The organism is Paenibacillus sp. LK1, assembly GCF_002750415.1.
In the GTDB taxonomy this organism is placed as follows: Bacteria; Bacillota; Bacilli; order Paenibacillales; family Paenibacillaceae; genus Paenibacillus; species Paenibacillus taichungensis.
Window position 1 is genome coordinate 43,141 of sequence record NZ_PEII01000012.1, and the last position, 17,832, is coordinate 60,972.

At 47.4% G+C, this 17,832-nt stretch carries 17 protein-coding genes; 16 read left to right on the top strand and 1 reads right to left on the bottom strand.

What is annotated here, in order from left to right:
* The first annotated feature begins 80 nt into the window (after nt 1-80).
* The 15 genes from lepA to CS562_RS24160 all read left to right on the top strand — a co-directional run bounded on the left by lepA (nt 81) and on the right by CS562_RS24160 (nt 14,858).
* A complete protein-coding gene (lepA, locus tag CS562_RS24090; RefSeq protein ID WP_099858443.1) occupies nt 81-1,895 on the top strand; it encodes a translation elongation factor 4 in 1,815 nt (604 codons plus the stop codon).
* 68 nt (nt 1,896-1,963) lie between these two features.
* On the top strand, nt 1,964-3,148 hold the full coding sequence (hemW, locus tag CS562_RS24095; protein WP_024628499.1) for a radical SAM family heme chaperone HemW: 1,185 nt from the start codon (nt 1,964-1,966) through the stop codon (nt 3,146-3,148).
* Nucleotides 3,149-3,265: 117 nt separating this feature from the next.
* Nucleotides 3,266-3,736: an N-acetyltransferase gene (locus tag CS562_RS24100; protein ID WP_063567287.1), complete on the top strand. Its 471-nt coding sequence runs from the start codon at nt 3,266-3,268 to the stop codon at nt 3,734-3,736.
* A 253-nt stretch (nt 3,737-3,989) separates the two neighbouring features.
* Entirely contained in the window at nt 3,990-5,021 is a 1,032-nt protein-coding gene (gene hrcA / locus CS562_RS24105; RefSeq protein WP_076288070.1) for a heat-inducible transcriptional repressor HrcA, read from the top strand.
* Between the two features lie 39 nt (nt 5,022-5,060).
* Nucleotides 5,061-5,636: a nucleotide exchange factor GrpE gene (gene grpE / locus CS562_RS24110; protein ID WP_076288071.1), complete on the top strand. Its 576-nt coding sequence runs from the start codon at nt 5,061-5,063 to the stop codon at nt 5,634-5,636.
* A gap of 156 nt (nt 5,637-5,792) precedes the next feature.
* Complete coding sequence (gene dnaK, locus CS562_RS24115; RefSeq protein WP_076288072.1) at nt 5,793-7,637, top strand: molecular chaperone DnaK; 1,845 nt, start codon at nt 5,793-5,795, stop codon at nt 7,635-7,637.
* A 129-nt stretch (nt 7,638-7,766) separates the two neighbouring features.
* Nucleotides 7,767-8,891 (top strand): molecular chaperone DnaJ, encoded by a 1,125-nt coding sequence (gene dnaJ, locus CS562_RS24120; protein WP_099858444.1) that lies wholly within the window; start codon nt 7,767-7,769, stop codon nt 8,889-8,891.
* Between the two features lie 152 nt (nt 8,892-9,043).
* Nucleotides 9,044-9,412 carry a hypothetical protein gene (locus tag CS562_RS24125; RefSeq protein WP_063567301.1) on the top strand — a complete coding sequence of 123 codons (369 nt, stop codon included), beginning with the start codon at nt 9,044-9,046 and terminating at the stop codon, nt 9,410-9,412.
* 270 nt (nt 9,413-9,682) lie between these two features.
* On the top strand, nt 9,683-9,862 hold the full coding sequence (locus CS562_RS24130; RefSeq protein WP_099858445.1) for a YfhD family protein: 180 nt from the start codon (nt 9,683-9,685) through the stop codon (nt 9,860-9,862).
* Complete coding sequence (locus CS562_RS24135; protein ID WP_076288074.1) at nt 9,855-10,247, top strand: hypothetical protein; 393 nt, start codon at nt 9,855-9,857, stop codon at nt 10,245-10,247. The genes CS562_RS24130 and CS562_RS24135 overlap by 8 nt, the downstream gene beginning before the upstream one ends.
* Before the next feature lie 162 nt (nt 10,248-10,409).
* Nucleotides 10,410-11,375, top strand: a complete 966-nt coding sequence (gene prmA / locus CS562_RS24140) for a 50S ribosomal protein L11 methyltransferase (RefSeq protein WP_076288075.1) — start codon at nt 10,410-10,412, stop codon at nt 11,373-11,375.
* Between the two features lie 3 nt (nt 11,376-11,378).
* Nucleotides 11,379-12,053 carry a site-2 protease family protein gene (locus CS562_RS24145; RefSeq protein WP_099858446.1) on the top strand — a complete coding sequence of 225 codons (675 nt, stop codon included), beginning with the start codon at nt 11,379-11,381 and terminating at the stop codon, nt 12,051-12,053.
* Nucleotides 12,054-12,198: 145 nt separating this feature from the next.
* Entirely contained in the window at nt 12,199-12,963 is a 765-nt protein-coding gene (locus tag CS562_RS24150; RefSeq protein WP_099858447.1) for a 16S rRNA (uracil(1498)-N(3))-methyltransferase, read from the top strand.
* A 2-nt stretch (nt 12,964-12,965) separates the two neighbouring features.
* Complete coding sequence (gene mtaB / locus CS562_RS24155) at nt 12,966-14,312, top strand: tRNA (N(6)-L-threonylcarbamoyladenosine(37)-C(2))-methylthiotransferase MtaB (protein WP_099858448.1); 1,347 nt, start codon at nt 12,966-12,968, stop codon at nt 14,310-14,312.
* A gap of 111 nt (nt 14,313-14,423) precedes the next feature.
* Nucleotides 14,424-14,858 carry an NUDIX hydrolase gene (locus tag CS562_RS24160; protein ID WP_099858449.1) on the top strand — a complete coding sequence of 145 codons (435 nt, stop codon included), beginning with the start codon at nt 14,424-14,426 and terminating at the stop codon, nt 14,856-14,858.
* A gap of 53 nt (nt 14,859-14,911) precedes the next feature.
* Here the strand turns inward: CS562_RS24160 and CS562_RS24165 are convergent, their stop codons facing one another.
* Nucleotides 14,912-15,913 carry a Na/Pi cotransporter family protein gene (locus CS562_RS24165; RefSeq protein ID WP_099858450.1) on the bottom strand — a complete coding sequence of 334 codons (1,002 nt, stop codon included), beginning with the start codon at nt 15,911-15,913 and terminating at the stop codon, nt 14,912-14,914.
* A 445-nt stretch (nt 15,914-16,358) separates the two neighbouring features.
* Here CS562_RS24165 and CS562_RS24170 point away from each other — a divergent pair, with 445 nt between their 5' ends.
* Nucleotides 16,359-17,735: a class I SAM-dependent rRNA methyltransferase gene (locus tag CS562_RS24170; RefSeq protein WP_099858451.1), complete on the top strand. Its 1,377-nt coding sequence runs from the start codon at nt 16,359-16,361 to the stop codon at nt 17,733-17,735.
* Nucleotides 17,736-17,832 lie beyond the last annotated feature (97 nt).

Consider the following 17,832-nt stretch of genomic DNA (forward strand, 5'->3'; position numbering starts at 1 on the left):
GAGGCAACGCGGGATTGATGCACCCTGCATCAACTGTTATAATGAAGTGATTGACACTAGGCTGTTTCTGGGGGTAAGGAATGACTGACATTCGGGCAAGACAACGTAAAATTCGTAACTTTTCAATTATTGCACATATAGATCACGGCAAATCAACACTTGCGGACCGGATCTTGGAGTACACAGGTGCGCTAACTACACGTGAAATGCAAGAACAAGTATTGGACCAAATGGAACTTGAACGCGAACGTGGAATTACGATCAAGCTGCAGGCGGTAGCGCTAACTTACAAAGCCGATGACGGCGAAGAGTATCTGTTGAATCTGATTGATACGCCTGGACACGTAGACTTCACATATGAAGTATCACGCAGCCTTGCTGCATGTGAAGGTGCTTTGCTGGTTGTGGATGCGGCTCAGGGTATTGAAGCCCAGACGCTGGCTAACGTGTACCTGGCATTAGATAATGATCTTGAAATTTTACCGGTAATTAACAAGATTGACCTTCCAAGTGCTGATCCGGATCGGGTTAAACAGGAAGTGGAAGATGTCATTGGATTGGATACAAGCAATGCAGTTTTGGCTTCAGCCAAAGCGGGTATCGGTATCAAAGAGATTCTGGAGCAAGTAGTGCAAAGTGTTCCTGCTCCACAAGGTGATCCTGACCAACCTTTGAAAGCGCTGATTTTTGACTCTCACTATGACCCGTACAAAGGCGTAATTGTTTACGTGCGTGTTATGGACGGCAAAATCAAATCAGGTTCCAAAATCAAAATGATGGCAACAGGCAAAACGTTTGAAGTCATTGAAGTTGGAGCGTTCAAACCTCGCATGACTATCGTGGACGAGCTGAACGTAGGTGATGTTGGATTTATCGTTGCAGGTATCCGGCATGTGGGTGATACACAAGTCGGGGATACGGTGACAGATGCCAAAAATCCAACACCTGAACCTTTGCCGGGTTACCGCAAAATTAATCCAATGGTATACTGCGGTCTCTATCCGATTGAAACATCGGATTACGTTGACCTGCGTGAAGCGTTGGAGAAATTGCAGTTGAACGATGCATCGCTCAGCTTTGAGCCGGAGACTTCCAGTGCACTCGGTTTTGGATTCCGTTGCGGATTCCTTGGACTGCTTCACATGGATGTTATCCAGGAGCGGATTGAACGTGAGTTCAACATTCCATTGATAACGACTGCACCAAGCGTAATTTACCACGTGACGTTGACCAATGGTGAAGTTATGCAGATTGACAACCCATCCAACTATCCTGAGGTGGGAAGAATTGATTACGTTGAAGAACCGTATGTTAAAGCTTCGATTATCGTACCCAATGATTATGTAGGTACCATTATGGAGCTTTGTCAGAATAAACGCGGTGAATATGTGAATATGGAATATTTGGACACAACTCGGGTTACCATTACGTATGAGATCCCGTTGTCCGAGATTGTATATGACTTCTTCGATCAATTGAAATCAAGCACCAAAGGATATGCATCCTTCGACTACGAGCTGTCCGGTTATCGTCAGTCTAATCTGGCGAAAATGGATATCTTGCTTAATGGTGAGCAAGTCGATGCCTTGTCCTTCATCGTTCACCGTGACCGTGCGTATAACCGCGGACGCATTATCTGTGAGAAGCTGCGCGAGCTGATTCCACGGCAAATGTTCGAGGTGCCAATTCAGGCATCTGTGGGTACCAAAGTTGTAGCTCGTGAAACGGTAAAAGCAATGCGTAAAAACGTACTTGCCAAGTGTTATGGCGGTGACATCTCGCGGAAACGGAAACTGCTTGAGAAGCAGAAGGAAGGTAAGAAGCGGATGAAGCAGGTTGGTAACGTAGAGGTGCCGCAGGAAGCGTTCATGGCGGTGCTGAAAATTGATGATTAATAACCAATAAACCAAGCTGAAAGGGAAGCCGGATGGCTTTCCTTTTTTCAAATAGAGGGGGACTTGCCATGACATTGGCAGCACACAGCCGGAAAACAGGTGCACCCCAAGCGGTGTATCTTCACATTCCCTTTTGCACAAATAAATGTTTTTACTGCGATTTTAACTCCTATGTATTGAAGGACCAGCCTGTTATGCAGTACCTTGAAGCGCTGGAACGGGAGATGGAACATACGGTTAAAGCAAATCCGCCAGGAGAAATCAAAACCATATTTGTGGGCGGCGGCACGCCGACTGCACTGAAACCGGATGAAATGGCCGTATTCCTGAAGTCCGTTAAGACCTATTTCCCGAACTGGGCAGATGATATTGAGTTTTCAATGGAAGCTAACCCGGGTACGACGGACGCGGAAAAGCTTGCGGTTATGAAAGAAGGCGGAGTAAACCGCGTCAGCTTTGGAGTACAGGCTTTTCAAAATGATCTGTTGACAGGTATTGGCCGGATTCATAATACAGATGATGTATACCGCAGTTTAGAAAATGCCCGAGCAGCTGGATTGCATAACTTGTCCATTGACCTGATGTTTGGTTTGCCAAACCAGACCGTCGAGATGTTGAACGAGAGTATCGATAAAGCGCTGGAGCTGGATTTGCCGCATTACTCCATTTACAGTCTGAAGGTGGAAGAGAATACTCTTTTCCATACGTTGTATCAGAAGAACCAGTTACCGCTTCCTCATGAAGACGACGAGCTGCAAATGTATCTTCTATTAATGAAGCGTATGAAAGAAGCAGGTTACGGACAATACGAAATCAGTAACTTTGCCAAACCCGGCTTTGAGAGCCGTCACAATATCACGTACTGGCGCAATGAGGATTATTACGGTCTCGGTGCAGGTGCACATGGATATGTAGGCCGCGAACGCCATATGAATATAAAAGGTATAAACCCGTATGTTGAAGCTTCCAAAGGAGGTCTGCCGCGTCTCGATCATTTTGAGATCAGTCGCGCCGAGGCAATGGAAGATTATCTGATGGTAGGGTTGAGAATGCTGGAAGGTGCTTCATCCTCGCGGTTTAGCGATCAGTTCGGGGAGCCTATGGAGGAAGTGTTTGCGAAGCCTTTGGGTAAAATGCTGAATGCAGGACTGCTGGAGAAGACGCCAGACGGCTTCCGGCTTAGTGAGCAGGGCATCCTGTTCGGAAATGACGTTTTTGCCGAGTTTATCGGGTCTATATCGCTGAATTCGTAGCTTGAAATTCTATACGCTCTGTTGTATATTTATTCATATTGATTTTACAGAGCGTGTAATTTATACAACTACGAAGTCGGCTTTCCTCTGGAAAGCTTCTTATAGGAGGAGAGCTGGATGTCGGCAATATGCAGAAAAGCCGTACCGGAAGATGTTGAACCATTATTTGAAATGATTAAGGGCTATGCAGAGCGTGGGATCATGCTTCCGCGTTCACGGGAAGTACTGCAACGGCAGCTGGAGCACTTTGTTGTAGCAGAAGTGAATGGTCAGGTTGTAGGCTGTGGATCTCTCTGCCGTCTGGGAAATGATCTGGTGGAAGTCAGATCGCTCGGTATCTCCGAAGGTCACAAAGGCATGGGCATTGGCTCACTATTGCTGGACCGACTGGTAGAGGAAGCGGAGAAGCAGCAAATTCCCAAGGTCATGGCATTGACGTATGAAGTGTCCTTTTTTCTCAAAAACGGTTTTGCCGTGGTGAATAAGGAGATTTTCCCGGAAAAAGTATGGACCGACTGTGTTCATTGCAGCAAACAAGATTGCTGTGATGAGATTGCTGTATTGAAAGAGTTGAATATTTCAGCCTGATAAATGAATGAACCGTATGGATTGAGCCGAGTATACTCTATCTCACCTGCGGTTCTTTTTAATTCATGAGCTGTACAGTAAAGTTGTTATGTCTTGGAGACATTGGTCTATACTATAAATAGATGAGCGTACTCATCAAACTGACTTGACAATGCTCACGTCATTTTGGTATTTTTGTATTACCGCTTAGCACTCATCTAACCGGAGTGCTAACGACATGGGACAGTACAGTCAGAAGGAGGGAATACTCACCATGTTAACAGAGCGTCAACGAATGATTCTGAACGCTATAGTGGATGACTATATCCGTTCAGCTGAGCCCGTAGGGTCCCGGAGCATTTCCAAAAGGGGAGATGTTGGATACAGTCCGGCGACGATCCGTAATGAAATGGCGGACCTTGAAGATATGGGCTTTCTGGAACAGCCGCATACATCGGCAGGACGCATACCTTCACACAAAGGCTATCGATATTATGTCGATCATTTGGTTCCCTGGAATCAGGTGGAGCCACAAGAGCTGGACGACCTGAAGTCATTTTTCGCAGAAAAGCTGAACGTGATGGAACAAGTTATTCAGCATGCCTCAGTCATTTTGTCACATATGACGAATTATACTTCGATCCTGCTCGGACCGGAAGTTTTTCACACGTCACTTCGTCATTTTCAACTGCTTCCGCTTAATGAAAACGAGGCTGTAGCCATTATCGTAACGAACACGGGTCAGGTGGAGAACAAGACAGTTCAGATTCCACCCGAAATTTCGGTAGCGGAGATGGAGAATGTAGTTCGTTTATTAAACAGCAAGCTGGTTGGCGTGCCAATTTACAAATTAAAGTCTCGTCTCTACACCGAGCTTGGGCAAGAGATGGAACGGCATATTACACGTTACGAGGAAGTCATGCAGGTGCTGAACAGTGCCTTTGACAACGAGCATGACAATCGTCTGTTCCTTAGTGGTGCCACCAATATGTTGACCCAGCCAGAGTTTAAAGATATTGAAAAGGTAAAAGATATTCTTGACCTGCTGGATGAGACACCAACACTCATGAAATTGATGATGCCCGTGCAGGGTGGATCTGGTATTCAGGTGCGAATAGGTACCGAGAATGATCATGAAGCCTTCGCCAATTGCAGCCTGATAACGGCATCCTATTCATTGGATGGAGAGGCTTTGGGATCCATCGGAATTTTGGGACCTACGCGAATGGATTACGCACGTGTCATTCATATTTTAAATACATTATCCCGTGATTTGACGGCCATGCTAACGCATCGCTTCAAATAAGGGAATGAAGCATTTCATTCTTATAAGGAGGTGAACATCTTGAAAGAGGAGCAATCATTCGCAGCAGAAGAACAGGAACAACAAGCAACTACAGCAGCGGAACAGGAGCCTGTCAACGAAGCCGGAGCTGCAGAAGCACAGGCGGAAGAGATGACAGATCAGGAGCAAGATGAGATCGCACGTTTGAAGGCGGAAGCTGAGGAACATCAACAGCGTTTTGTCCGTGCGCAAGCTGATTTTGATAACTTCCGTCGTCGTACACAAAAGGAAAAAGAAGAACTGGCGAAATACGCTTCGATGAAGCTGGTCACCGAACTGGTGCCGGTCATTGATAACTTCGAGCGTGCCATGGCTACTGTACCGGAAGGTACTGAAGTCGAATCCTTCTCCAAAGGCATCGAAATGATCTTCCGTCAGCTGGAGACTGTGCTGAACAATGAAGGTCTGACGTCAATGGATACGGTAGGACAACCGTTTAACCCTGAATTCCACCAGGCGATTATGTCAGTGGAGAGCGACGAGTATGAAGAAGGTACCGTTGTAGAGGAAGTCCAAAAAGGCTATATGCTGAAGGATAAAGTACTTCGTCCGGCTATGGTCAAAGTTAGCTCATAATTTCTATTACAGAATGAATTGAGTTCACTCTTGATTGTACGATGCCACCGAAGTTTAATATAAAGGTTAGTACACACATAGAGCACGATTAGGAACAACAAATACAAATAAGGATCAATCTGATCCATTTAAATTGTCGAGGGAGGAAATTTTCCGATGAGCAAAGTAATCGGTATTGACTTAGGAACAACAAACTCATGCGTAGCGGTTATGGAAGGCGGCGAGGCTGTCGTTATTCCAAATCCGGAAGGCGCACGTACAACCCCATCCGTAGTGGGTTTCAAAAAAGATGGAGAACGCGTTGTCGGTGAAACGGCTAAACGTCAAGCGATCACAAATCCGGATCGTACGATCATCTCAATCAAACGTCATATGGGTACATCCCACAAAGAAACAATCGATAGCAAAGATTACTCTCCACAAGAGATCTCTGCAATCATCTTGCAAAAACTGAAATCCGATGCTGAAGCTTATCTGGGTCAAACGGTAACTCAAGCGGTTATCACAGTACCAGCCTACTTCAATGACAGCCAGCGTCAAGCAACAAAGGATGCAGGTAAAATCGCAGGTCTGGAAGTTCTGCGTATCGTCAACGAGCCAACAGCAGCAGCTTTGGCATACGGTATGGAGAAATCCGAAGATCAAACGATTCTCGTATATGACTTGGGTGGCGGTACATTCGACGTATCCATCCTTGAACTGGGTGACGGCTTCTTCGAAGTTAAAGCAACTAGTGGTGATAACCAACTGGGTGGCGATGACTTCGACCAAGTAATCATTGATTATCTCGTAAGTGAGTTCAAAAAAGATCAAGGCATTGACTTGAGTAAAGATAAAGCAGCGGTTCAACGTTTGAAAGATGCAGCGGAAAAAGCGAAAAAAGAACTTTCCGGCGTATTGACTACAACTATTTCCCTGCCGTTTATTACTGTGGCTGATGGCGTTCCTCAACATTTGGAGTTGAACCTTAGCCGTGCGAAATTCGAAGAAATCTCTGCTGGTCTGGTTGAGCGTACGCTTGAACCAACTCGTCGTGCACTGAGCGATGCTGGAATGACAGCTAACGATATCGACAAAATCGTCTTGGTTGGTGGTTCCACACGTATTCCTGCAGTACAGGAAGCAATCAAAAAACTGACAGGTAAAGACCCTCACAAAGGTGTTAACCCGGATGAAGTTGTAGCTTTGGGTGCTGCTGTACAAGCGGGCGTACTGACAGGTGACGTGAAAGACGTTGTATTGCTTGACGTAACTCCATTGTCCCTGGGTATTGAAACTGCGGGTGGCGTATTCACTAAAATGATCGAGCGCAACACAACGATTCCTACAAGCAAATCCCAAGTGTTCTCCACTTATGCAGACAACCAACCAAGCGTTGAGATTCATGTTCTGCAAGGGGAGCGTGAGATGGCAGCGGGTAACAAATCCCTCGGTCGCTTCATGCTGGGAGATATCCCTCCAGCTCCACGTGGCGTTCCACAAATCGAAGTTAGCTTCGATATTGATGCCAACGGTATCGTTAACGTATCTGCAACAGACAAAGGTACAAATAAAACTCAAAAAATCACCATCACTTCTTCCAGCGGTTTGAGCGATGCTGAAGTTGAGCAAATGATGAAAGATGCTGAGTTGCATGCTGAAGAAGATAAAAAACGCAAAGAACTCGTTGAAGCGAAAAACAGCGCAGATCAACTGATCTACTCTGTTGACAAAACGATCAAAGATCTTGGCGAAAAAGCTGACGCAGGTGAAGTTGAAAAAGCGAATGCTGCAAAAGAAAAACTGCAAGGCGTTCTGGCTTCCGACAATCTGGAAGACATCAAAGCCGCTACAGAAGAACTGACAGAGATCGTTCAACAACTGTCTGTGAAACTGTATGAGCAAGCACAGGCTCAAGAGCAAGCAGCTCAAGGTGCTGACGAGCAACAGGGTTCTGCAAAACGTGACAACGTTGTAGACGCTGATTACGAAGTTGTAGATGAAGATAAAAAACAAAACTAATTCACGATTTCTTGTGAATTAATCATCGGTGACGTTCGGATCGAAGGGAAAGTCATAGCCGGGGCTCCCGTGCTTTGGCTTTCCTTTTGTCACGATGTGCGATATGGTGAATGATATGGGGGTGGAAGAGTGGCTGAAAAACGTGATTATTATGAGGTACTCGGCGTCGGCAAAAATGCCAGCGACGAGGAAATCAAAAAGGCATACCGCAAGCTTGCCCGTCAGTATCACCCTGACGTAAACAAGGCTGCTGACGCGGAAGCCAAGTTTAAGGAAGTTAAAGAAGCTTATGATGTAGTCAGTGACGGTCAGAAGCGGGCACAGTATGATCAATACGGTCATATTGATCCAAATCAGGGCGGATTCGGCGGCGGTGGCGATTTTGGCGGCGGCGGCTTTGGCGACATCTTCGATATGTTCTTTGGTGGCGGCGGCGGTGGACGACGTGATCCAAATGCTCCGCAACGGGGGAACGATCTGCAATACACCATGACGATTGAGTTCAAGGAAGCGGTATTCGGTAAGGAAACTGACATTACCATTCCTCGTACCGAAGGCTGTGATACTTGTCATGGCTCAGGTGCGAAACCAGGAACTAAACCAGAAACCTGTTCCGTCTGCCAAGGTAGTGGTCAACAGGAAGTGGTTCAAAATACACCGTTTGGCCGTATGGTCAACCGTCGTGCTTGTTCGAACTGTAATGGTTCTGGACAAATTATCAAGGAAAAATGTACAACATGCAGCGGCAGCGGTAAAGTGCGCAAACAACGCAAAATTCATGTTCGCATTCCAGCGGGTGTAGATGACGGCGCTCAATTGCGTATGACTGGTGAAGGTGAAGGTGGTCTGCGCGGAGGACCAGCAGGAGATCTGTATATTGTCATCCGTGTGAAATCACATGATTTCTTCGAGCGTGAAGGCGATGATATCTATTGCGAAATTCCGCTTACCTTTGCTCAGGCCGCATTGGGAGATGAGATTGAAATTCCAACGCTGTCTGAGAAAGTGAAGCTAAAAGTACCTGCCGGTACACAGACAGGAACGTATTTCCGTCTCAAAGGCAAAGGCGTACCACGCCTGCGCGGCATGGGGCAAGGGGATCAGCATGTGAAAGTCGTTGTCGTTACGCCTAGCAAGCTGAATGACGAGCAGAAAGACCTGCTTCGCCAAATTGCTGCGCTGGATGGAGAACAAACTCATGAGCACGAGCAATCCTTCTTTGACCGGGTGAAACGGGCTTTCCGTGGAGACTGAGTCTTAATCATTAATTTAAAAAAAGGACACCACAGCGGTTTTTCCGCAGGGTGTCCTTTTTTGCATAATATGGGCGCGCTTGCGGAAAGATACCAGACATGAGCATTCAGTGGTTTACTGATGTGCCGAAACTAGGGAAGCAGGTGAACCGGATGACCGAAAAAAATATATTGGCTTATTTCCATAGCCCGGAGCAAGCGGAAGGGGCAGCCAAAAAACTGGAGGCATTACGAGTGGAAGACCTGTCTATCAATCGATTCAGTCGTTATGCGGGTGTCGGGCCAAGCGGAGCATCTTATACACCAGGCGTATCAGGCAGCTTTTCTTCCTGGGTACCAGGTGCTCTAGGCACAAATGCCAGCGCGGGAATCATGGCGGCAGCAGATCCTTCTGCGAGCGGTATGAGCGATGGCGGACAAGAGGGTCCGACAGGCAGAGATGTACTACTGACCGTTGTTGTTGACGAGGCAGTACATCACCGTGCCCTATCCATTATCGAACAAGCCGGCGGTATGATTTAGTTTCACCAAATCTATATAAGATGGACAGAGCATTACACTTTAACGGAGAGTGTAGAACCAATCTGAAGAAGTGAAGCGTTCGCCTGAAAGCATTCGCAAGAAAGCTACTTCGGAAGCATACGCTATCACCGGATTTCTCCCTTTAAGAAGGGAGATGAAGAAATCTGGGGATAACAGCGATCGGAGGATGGTACTACAGTCGGAGTGGTACAGTGTAACAAGTATTAGTTCATTTTATATAGATACCTATTTTGAAGGAGGAGCATAACGATGGCAGAACATGAACGTCCAGGCAAGATTTTGACGAAAACGGAAAAGATGAAGAGAATGCAGTCCGCCAAAAATGAGGATGTGGAATTCAGTGCCGAAGCTGCGGATAATGAAGATATAGAGGCTTTGCGCCGCAGTGAAGCGGCCGATCGTCGTCAGGGTCGGGAGATTCATGACTGAAGGTCGCTCTGCAGTGATTATCGAAGCAGTGTTTACAAGCTGGTCCGAGGCTGAATCTGCACGCAGAGCTCTGGAATTGCTGCACCCGAACCAATTGAGTATCGAGAGTCTGAATGACACATCGTCTTCAGTGGATCGGGGAGCGGCTGAGAGCACAGATAACTCAACCATGGCCGTGATTGGGGGATTCAGTGGTGAGCTGAATGTACTTTCCCTTATTAGCGACGAGACCGAAGTATTGTCGGGTGGACAAGTGTATGACGATCCGGAAGCTGGCTCTGAAGGCAGGCCCAAGCAAGAAATCTTGCTGACAGTATCCGTATCCAGTGACTCTCTCCCGCAAGCTGCAGAGATGATTACCCAGAATGGTGGACGCTTTTGCTAACAAGTTAATCGAGTGTAGTCATAATTAAAACAGGGTATTCGAGCAGTCAGGCTGCGGGTATCCTGTTTTTGTTGTTTCTTTTACTGCTGCGGTTTTGTACTCCTGCTCGCTTGTGTAGTACAATGGTTGGGATGTTTGAAAAATGAGGAGGAAAAACGAAGTATGTTATGGCATGAACTAACAATACATACCACAGAAGAAGCTGTGGAGATGATTTCGAATTTTTTACATGAAGCGGGTGCTGGAGGGGTCTCAATTGAAGAGTCCGGTACTTTAAATAAAAAGCGGGATACAACGTATGGCGAGTTGTACGAGTTTCCATTGAATGATATTCCTGAAGGCTTTGCGGTCATTAAAGGATACTTTTCCGAAGGTACGGACATGGATGCATTGCAATCTGAAGTAAGTCCACGCATTGAGCAACTTTCCGAATTCGATATCCAAACGGGGGAGGTTCGTTTTGAGACTCGAACAGTGGATGAAAATGACTGGGCGAACGCCTGGAAACAATATTTCAAGCCAGTACGTGTCTCGGAACGTCTAACCATTAAACCGACATGGGAAGAGTATACACCGGAAAGCCCAAATGAGAAAATTATTGAGCTTGATCCAGGCATGGCGTTTGGTACAGGAACACATCCAACCACTTCGCTTTGTCTGCGTACACTGGAATCGGTCATTCAGGGTGGCGAGGAAGTCATTGACGTGGGTACAGGCTCTGGCATCTTGGCTATTGGAGCTGTCCATCTCGGAGCAAAACATGTGCTCGCGCTGGACCTTGATCCGGTTGCGGTAGCAAGTGCCAAGGAAAATGTGGAACTGAATGGGCTGGGACAACAAATTACGGTGAAAGAGAGTGATCTGCTGTCTGTTCTGGGCAGTCAGGACCCTGCGCTGGGCGTGAAGCTTCCGGTGAAAGTTATCGTTGCCAACATTTTGGCTGAGATTATTATGCTGTTTGTGGATGATGTCTATCATGCGCTTGAGTCTGGCGGCGTTTATATTACTTCAGGCATCTGGAAAAATAAAGAGCAGCTTGTCCATGATGCGCTCGTTGCTTCCGGCTTCGAAATAAGTTCGGTGCACCGCGATGAGGACTGGGTCGCGTTTGTGGCCAGAAAGAGGTAACCGATGGACTTAAACTCCTTCTTTCGTTATCCGCTGGATCAGCTACCGTTCTTCCTGTTGACGATCCTGATTGCTTTTACAGTGCATGAATTTTCTCATGCCTATTTTGCCAACAAATTCGGCGATCCAACAGCCAAGCTGCTGGGTCGGGTTACACTGAATCCAGTTGTACATTTTGACTTGTTTGGTGTGCTACTGCTCCTTATTGCCGGTTTTGGTTGGGCACGTCCTGTCCCAGTGAATCGGGCGAACTTCGACAAACCGAGATTAATGGGTGTCATTGTATCTGTAGCAGGGCCTGTGAGTAACTTGCTGCTCGCAATCATCGGTACGATCATCTATGCGTCCCTGGTTGGTTCGGGGGCATTGGGTGGTATTGAGAATGAGCGTTTGTTAACGGCGATCTCGACCTTCTTTTATATGTTTAACCTGACGAACTTTTTCCTGTTTTTGTTTAACCTTATTCCATTGCCACCGTTGGACGGTTATCGAATTCTTGAGGACATACTGCCCCCTTCAATTAGCCGCAAGCTGCAGGGAGTAGAGCAATGGTCCATATTTATTTTCCTGTTGATTCTTGTAATCCCACCGTTGCAAAGAGCAACGATTCAGCCTTTATACCAATTGGCCTATGATATGTATGTTGATTTTTCATATTTGATTTTGAAACTGTTTTAAGAGGAAACATTAGGAGCGCTTTTGGACTGAAATACTGGTCAGAAGGACATAAAAGTTGTATGATCATCTGTGGCGATTGGATTCACGCCGGCCATCAGGCGGGGTGAATTCCAGTCATAACAGGATAGAATGGGTGGACAGACTAATGCAGCGTTATTTTGTATCTGCAGAACAGTTTAATGAACATTCCGTGGTCATCACGGGTGATGATGCGCGCCATATCGGCAAAGTGATGCGTGGTAAACCTGGAGATAAACTGATTGTCAGTGACGGAAACTCCAAAGAAGCTTTGGTGCAGATTGAAAGCATCGAAGCCCAGCAAGTAACAGCGAATATTGTGGAATCTCTCGAAATGGACCATGAAGCGCGTATACGTGTAACCGTGGCTCAAAGCTTGCCAAAAGGCGATAAGATGGAGACGGTCATTCAAAGATGTACAGAGATCGGAGCGGTTTCCTTTGTTCCTTTCCTGTCTGAGCGTACGATTGTGCAATATGATGCCAAGAAAGAAGGCAAACGGTTGGAGCGGTGGCGCAAAATTGCCAAGGAAGCCGCTGAACAAAGCCATCGGAACCGCATTCCATCCGTCGAGCAGCCACTTTCCTGGAAAGGGCTGCTATCTTCTTTTGAGGGCTACAGTCTGGTATGTTATTGTTATGAAAAGGAAAATGGCAAGCAGTTAAGAGACGCTTTGAAGCCGTTTGTGGAGCAGCTTGCACCTGGTGCGAGTGCAGAAGTGTTGATCGTTGTTGGACCTGAGGGCGGATTCTCGGAGAGGGAAACGATTGAAGCCGATCAGGCGGGTGCTGTATCCGTTGGACTGGGCAAACGCATCTTGCGGGCCGAGACAGCTGGAATGGCGGCGCTAACTTGCGTCTTATATGAATCCGGAGAAATGGGGGGAATGTAATTATGCCATCCGTGGCGTTTTACACCTTAGGCTGCAAAGTTAATTTTTATGATACAGAGGCGATTTGGCAATTGTTCAAAAACGAAGGATACGATCAGGTAGACTTTGACGAACAGACAGCGGATGTATACTTGATTAATACTTGTACAGTAACCAATACCGGCGACAAAAAAAGCCGCCAGATTATCCGTCGTGCCATTCGGCGCAACCCGGATGCGATTGTAGCCGTTACAGGCTGTTATGCGCAAACTTCTCCGGCAGAGATTCTGGACATCCCTGGTGTGGATCTTGTTATCGGTACACAGGATCGGGACAAAATTTTGCCATATGTCAATGAAATTCAGGAATCACGTCAGCCCGTCAATGCTGTGCGCAACATCATGAAAACGCGGGTATTTGAAGAGATGGACGTACCGGGTTTTGCCGATCGTACCCGTGCATTTCTGAAAATTCAGGATGGCTGCAATAACTTCTGTACGTTCTGCATTATTCCGTGGTCACGTGGACTTTCCCGTAGCCGGGAAGCAAATAGCATCATCCAACAGGCTCATCAACTGGTGCACGCCGGGTACAAGGAAATTGTCCTGACAGGCATTCATACTGGTGGATACGGGGATGACATGGAGAATTACGATCTGACAGATCTGCTATGGGACTTGGATAAAGTAGAGGGCCTGGAGCGTATTCGGATCAGTTCGATTGAAGCCAGTCAGATTGATGATCGGATGCTGGATGTGATCAAACGTTCAGACAAACTTGTGCGGCACTTCCACATTCCGCTGCAAGCGGGTGATGATACCGTACTGAAACGTATGCGCCGTAAATATACGACCGAAGAGTTTTACAATAAAATGCTTCGCATTCGGGAAGCGATGCCGGATGTAGCGATTACAACCGACGTTATTGTTGGGTTCCCGGGTGAGACGGATGAGATGTTCCGTAACGGCTACGAGCTGATGAAGAAAATCGGTTTTTCCGAAATGCACGTATTCCCATATTCCAAGCGGACCGGAACACCGGCAGCGCGTATGGAGGATCAGGTGGATGAGGAAGTTAAAAATGCACGCGTGCATGAACTGATTGATCTATCCGAGCAAATGCAACTGGCATACGCCAAACAGTTTGTGGGGCAAGTACTGGATGTCATTCCTGAAGGTGAAGCCAAGGGCTGTGAAGGCAGTGGTAAACTGCACGGTTATAGTGACAATTACATTCAGCTGGTCTTTGATGGTTCCATGGATATGGTAGGCAAAGTATGCCGTGTCAAAGTGACCGAGGCGGGTGTGAATGAAAGCCAGGCTACGCTGGTTCGAGTGTTGGAAGAAAATCTCAAGTCCGCAGCGATGTAATCGAGGCGTCAGAAACAAGGATTTCATTTCCTTGGGGAGCGTACCCGTGGAGATGAGGTCCTTCTTTTTCCAAAAAAAGATAAAGACAATTCCGTAATGGGGGAGAGCAACATGAACAGAAAAGAAATTTCGGCAGGCGGAGTCGTCTACCGCACGGGAGAAGACGGAAAGCTTCAAATTCAACTGATTGTAGATCGCTACGGCAAAACGACTCTCGCCAAGGGCAAAATGGAAGATGGAGAAACGGTGGAACAGACTGCACTACGTGAGATTCTGGAAGAGACAGGCATAGTTGGCCGAATAGTAGAACCCGTCGATATCATCGCCTATACGTATCAGCATGCAGAGCTTGGTCCGGTGGATAAGGAAGTTCATTATTATCTCGTTGAAGCGGAAAGCGGCGACCTGCAGCCTCAGATTGAAGAAATCAAAGGTGTGGATTGGTACACTCCGGAAGAAGCTTGGTCCAGACAGCAGCAAAGTGGATACGATAATAACGATGACATTTTACGTGTGGCACTGAACAAATTAGGCATTAACGTATAGCTATTTTCTGTTGCGTGACGTATCGCTACTGTTTGTTAAGAGCTTTTTGAGCATCAGGCCACGGGTGACTTCGCCACTGGGGTGGAGACCGGTGGTTTTTTGTGCCAAATCGGCAAGTAACAGAATGGCAAGGCAAGCAGTGAACTGGTGACGTTAAAAAGGGTCTGGGCGTGCGCAATCTGCGCCCCGTTATCCGCTGATAGCCAGGCCGAAGCTGCATGCAGCTGGCCGATCAGCGGCATAAATAGCAGCGCCCCCGCTATGTTTAATACGACATGGGAGGCTGCGACAAATTTGCCCGCGGATGCTCCGCCAGCGGCAGCAATCACGGCGGTGATACAGGTCCCCACGTTCGACCCGATCACAATAGCGATGCCGATCTCCACAGGCAGTACGCCTGTGGCTGCAAGCGTAATCGCCATGCTAATGACAGCTGCGCTGCTATGAATTAGGGCCGTCAGACAGGCACCTGCCAGAAAGCCCCACCACAAGCTGTCTGCTGATCGATCCAGAAACCACTGGAATACACCCATACTTCGCAGGGGTACTGCAATGGATTGCATCACTTGAATGCCTGTCATGACGAGGGCAAATCCAGCTGACGCGAGAAAGCTGTATTGCATCGTAAACAGTGTCCGGCGTGTGCGTTCAGGAGCGAACTGATTTCGTTCACCAAGCACAACAAAGACGGCCCAGCCTGTCAGAGACAAGGTAAGCAGAGGCAGGGAAACACGCCCAATCTGCAATCCGACCAACTCGGTGGTCAGGCACGTCCCGATGTTGGTGCCAAGAATAATGCCAAGTGTGCGTCCGTAGGTAATTAATCTGGCGTTCGCCAGTCCAATGGTTAGTACGGTGACGGCAGTACTGCTTTGCAGCAGGGCTGTAGCGCCCGCGCTAAAAGCCATGCCTTTCCAGGGAGCAGAGGTAGCCCGGCCCAGCCATCCAGCCAGCATGGGCCCGGCCATCCGCTGTAAGGCTGTTTCCATCAGCTTCATCCCGCCAAAAAAGATAAGAAGCCCATACAATAGGGGCAGCACAACATCTCTGAACATGAGTTAACATCATTCCTTCCGTGCATATCCTTATTCTCATCCTATGAGTAAATAAGGACAACCATGACAGGCTAACGGAATTCTGGAATCAATGATTCTGCAAACGTAGCGGAGGAGGATGGAATTGGAACTGTAGAAGCGAAACGCTTACGGTCATATGGGTTGATCTAAAGATTCACACGATAACGGAGAGGGCAGAAAAAACCTGAAGAAGCGAAGCGCTCGCCTTTATCCCCGGATTTTCCCTTCTGAAAAGGATATCAAAAAAATCTGGGGATAACAGCGATCGGAAGGTTGTTCTGTCATCGCAGTGGCAAGTGTGGAATTTGAGATTCATCTGTACAACGACGTAACGGTGATCGAAAGTCCAATCCATCCCCGTAGCGGTCACCTTTGCACCAAACCTATCTTTTCAACAACTAACTATGAAAGAAGTGGATCTATCTTGCCATCAGTTACACTGGAACGCAGCCGCAAAAAGCGGCTTGAACATGCACATCCATGGATATATAACAATGAAATTGCCTCTGTTGAAGGAAACCCCGAACCGGGAGATCTGGTCAATGTATTGAATCACCAAGGTCGCTATCTTGCGACGGGATACTATAATCCTGCATCTCAAATCACAGTTCGAGTCGTGGCGTATCAACCTTTGGAGTTTGAACAGATGGACACCGCGTTTTTTGCAGCGCGTTTCCGCGATTGCTTGCGCCACCGGGAGCGTTTTATCCAGGATGGAGAGGCATACCGTCTCGTTTATGGGGAAGCTGATTTCCTGCCAGGACTGATCGTTGACCGTTTTGGCAGCATCCTTGTTGTTCAATTGCTCACACTCGGCATGGACCGTTGCCGCGAAGCGATTGTACAAGCTCTAATTGAAGTGATGCAGCCGGAAGGCATCTATGAACGCAGTGATGTATCCATTCGTGAACTGGAAGGTTTGGAGCAGACGAAGGGACCATTGTACGGGGAGTGCCCTCGTCATGTCACGGTAACGGAGAATGGATTGCTTATTAAGGTGGATATCGTGGAAGGTCAGAAGACAGGGTACTTCTTCGACCAACGCGAGAATCGTGCAGCCATTGAACCACTTATGAAGGGTTGGGGTTATAAGAGTGGTATTACGCTCCAACAGACTGAGCAGGATGGTACGCAGCAGTTGCTTCCTGTGAATAAAAGTGGCAAGGTTGTGACGTTCCCTTATTGGGATGGGGCCACTGTGCTGGAATGTTTCTCCCACACAGGCAGCTTCACATTGAACGCCTGCAAATATGGAGCAAAAAAAGTAACATGTCTTGATATCTCAGAACATGCGATTGAAAGTGCACGTACCAACGTAGAGCTGAACGGTTTTACTGATCGGGTCGAATTTGTCGTTGCGGATGCATTCCAATACTTGCGTGAACAGGTGAAAGGCCTAGATGAGCGTAACGTACGTGCACGTGCTGGTGAACAGAAAGTGGATACGTCCAAAGCGCTTGCAGCCGGTGGTAAAACATTTGATGTGGTTATCCTCGATCCACCAGCCTTTGCCAAAACGAAATCAGCAGTCAAAGGCGCATGCCGTGGATATAAGGATATCAATCTCCAAGGAATGAAGCTGGTGAATGAGGGTGGGTATTTAGTAACGGCAAGCTGTTCATACCACATGCGTCCGGATCTCTTCCTAGAAACTATTGCGGATGCAGCCGAAGATGCAGGCAAAGTACTGCGTCTGATCGACTGGAAAGCAGCCGGTAAGGATCACCCGCAAATTTTGGGCGTAGATGAAGGTCATTACCTGAAATTTGCCATCTTCGAAGTACGCAGCAAAAAGAATTAATTGAGCGCGATTTCATTTTAAGATCGAATATACATTTACGCAAAGGGTCCACTGTTTTCATAAGCTGTGGGCTCTTTGCTATGCTCGTGGAGAAGCT